At 67.4% G+C, this 2356-nt stretch carries 4 protein-coding genes; 3 read left to right on the top strand and 1 reads right to left on the bottom strand.

Features of this window, described 5'->3' with window-relative positions; genetic code table 11:
* A partial coding sequence (locus tag H926_RS27795; protein WP_022677007.1) for a TonB family protein occupies positions 1 to 203 on the top strand: 203 nt, incomplete at its 5' end.
* Positions 204 to 261: 58 nt separating this feature from the next.
* On the opposite strand, the gene H926_RS0114765 is transcribed toward H926_RS27795, so the two are convergent.
* Complete coding sequence (locus tag H926_RS0114765; protein ID WP_022677006.1) at positions 262 to 867, bottom strand: PAS domain-containing protein; 606 nt, start codon at positions 865 to 867, stop codon at positions 262 to 264.
* A 150-nt stretch (positions 868 to 1017) separates the two neighbouring features.
* Between H926_RS0114765 and folE the strand changes: the two genes are divergently transcribed.
* On the top strand, positions 1018 to 1704 hold the full coding sequence (folE, locus tag H926_RS27790; RefSeq protein ID WP_022677005.1) for a GTP cyclohydrolase I FolE: 687 nt from the start codon (positions 1018 to 1020) through the stop codon (positions 1702 to 1704).
* An 18-nt stretch (positions 1705 to 1722) separates the two neighbouring features.
* Positions 1723 to 2356, top strand: a 634-nt coding sequence (locus H926_RS0114755) for an NAD(P)/FAD-dependent oxidoreductase (RefSeq protein ID WP_022677004.1), incomplete at its 3' end; no start/stop codon positions are given.

Genomic DNA, 2356 nt, shown 5'->3' with positions numbered 1-2356 from the left:
TGCGCGGCGAGGAAGGCACCGCCAAGGTGAAGGTCTATATCAGCGCGGTGGGCGCGATCGAGAAAACCGAATTGGTCGGCGGCTCTGGCTCGGCCACGCTCGATCGCGAGGCGCTGGCCCTGCCGCGCCGCGCCGGCAACCTCCCGGCCCCTCCCGGCGGGCCGACCACGCTGACCGTGCCGATCACCTGGCGGCTGATGTAAAGCTGAACGAGAGGCTTGCCCTTAAGGGCGAGCCTCTCGTCAACACCAGCAATCAGGATCAGAGCCCGGCTTCTACCGCCACGCGGATGGCATCGGCACTGGTACGCACACCCAGGGTGCGGATCACGGACGAGCGGTGCATCTTCACCGTGCGTTCCGACAGGCCGAGTTCGTAGGCGATCTGCTTGTTGAGCTTGCCGGCAGCCATGTGCACCAAGATTTCGCGCTGGCGCGGCGACAGCAGCGCCACGGCATCGCGCGCCGCCTGGGCGCGGGCAGCGCCAGCCGTATTGCCGGCCTCGAGATCGGCAGCCTTGCTGACATCCACTTGAGAACCAAGGAAATATTCCAGTTCCCCCTGGGCGTCGAAGATCGGCGCGACCATCACGGCATTGCGGAACGGCGTGCCGTCCTTCTTGTAGTTGATGATCTCGACCAAGACCGGCCGGCCTTCGCGGATGCCGGCGCGCAGCTCTGCCGTCAGGTCAGGCTCGGTGCCTGGCCCGCGCAAGAAGCGGCAATTGCGGCCGATGATCTCGTCCCGCTCATAGCCGGTCAGTGCTTCGAACGCGGCATTGCATTCCACGATCGGGTTATCAGGCAAGCGAGGGTTGCTGATGACCGCAGCGACCGGGCTTGCCGTTATCATCTCGGATATCAGCATGTTTCCTCATGTGGCACGGCGCGCGCTTCGCTCCAGTGTCCTTTCGGCCATGTTGTAGCGGCCCGCTGCCAACTGCAAGTCCGAAGTGCATGCCCGGTCTTGCTCTGATGCGCATCTGCGCGCAGCCTCCCCGGGCCGGAGAATTCCGCCATGAACCTGATGACTCTCGATTTCGCCTCCGCGCAAGACAGCCACGACGGTTGCGATGACGCCAGCCACAACCACGCTGCCCACGACAACACCGCACACCACCATGCCCCGGCGGCCAAGCCGGCCGTGCCCGAAGAGGTGCAGGAGGCGATCCGCACGCTGCTGCGCTTTGCCGGCGAAGACCCCAGCCGCGAAGGCCTGATCGATACCCCAGCCCGCGTCGGCCGCGCCTGGCTGGAATATTGCCAGGGCTATCGCGAAGATCCCAGCGTGCACCTGACCCGCACGTTCGAGGAAGTGGGCGGCTATGACGAGATCGTGCTGCTGCGCGACATTCCGTTCCAGTCGCACTGCGAACACCACATGGCGCCGATCACCGGCAAGGCCTCGATCGCCTACCTGCCCAACAACCGCGTGGTCGGCATTTCCAAGCTGGCCCGCGTGCTCCATGGCTATGCCCGACGCCTTCAGGTGCAGGAGCGCCTGACCGCCGAAGTGGCGCAGTGCATCTGGGACCACCTGCAGCCACAGGGCGTGGCCGTGGTGATCGAGGCGCAGCACGGCTGCATGACCGGGCGCGGCGTGTGCACGCCGGGCGTGGGCATGGTCACCAGCCGCATGCTCGGCTGTTTCCTGCAAGACGCCAGCTCGCGCCGCGAGGTGATGTCGCTGATGGGCCGCGGCTGACGCGGACGGGAGGGGACATTGCATTTCGGGATCATCGGGGCGGGGCTTGCTGGCCTGACCTGCGCTGACCGGCTGGTGGGGGCCGGCCACGTGGTCAGTGCGTTTGACAAAGGGCGGGGGCCGGGCGGGCGCATGTCTACCCGGCGGATCGATACGCCGCTGGGCCAGGCCCGGTTCGATCATGGCGCGCAGTTCTGCGCCGCCACCACGCCCGGCTTTGCCCGGCAGGTGGCCGAATGGGCAGAGCGAGGCGTGGCCGCGCACTGGCCGGATGCAGGCCCCGATGCCTATGTCGGCGTGCCGGGGATGAATGCCCTGGTCGCCGATCTGGCACAGCGCCACGACGTGACATTCGAATGCCTGGTCAAGGGCCTGGTCCATGATGGCCGGCACTGGTGGCTGGTGCTCGAAGGCGAACGACGCGGCCCGTTCGATGCGGTGGTCGTGGCCACGCCTGCCGAACAGGCCGCGCCGCTGCTGTCGCTTCACGCCTTTCCCATGGCCCGCGCCGCCGCCGGCAGCGCATCCCAGGCCTGCTGGACGGCGATGATGGCCTGGGCCGAACCCTTGCCGCTGGACTGGACGGTGTGGCGTGGCGATGGCCCGCTTGCCTGGGTGGCGCGCAATTCGGCCAAGCCGGGTCGGCTTGGCC

This window comes from Novosphingobium sp. B-7 (assembly GCF_000410615.1).
GTDB lineage: Bacteria > Pseudomonadota > Alphaproteobacteria > Sphingomonadales > Sphingomonadaceae > Novosphingobium > Novosphingobium capsulatum.
The sequence above is the reverse complement of the archived record's forward strand: the minus strand, read 5'-3'. Positions and strand labels throughout refer to the sequence as shown.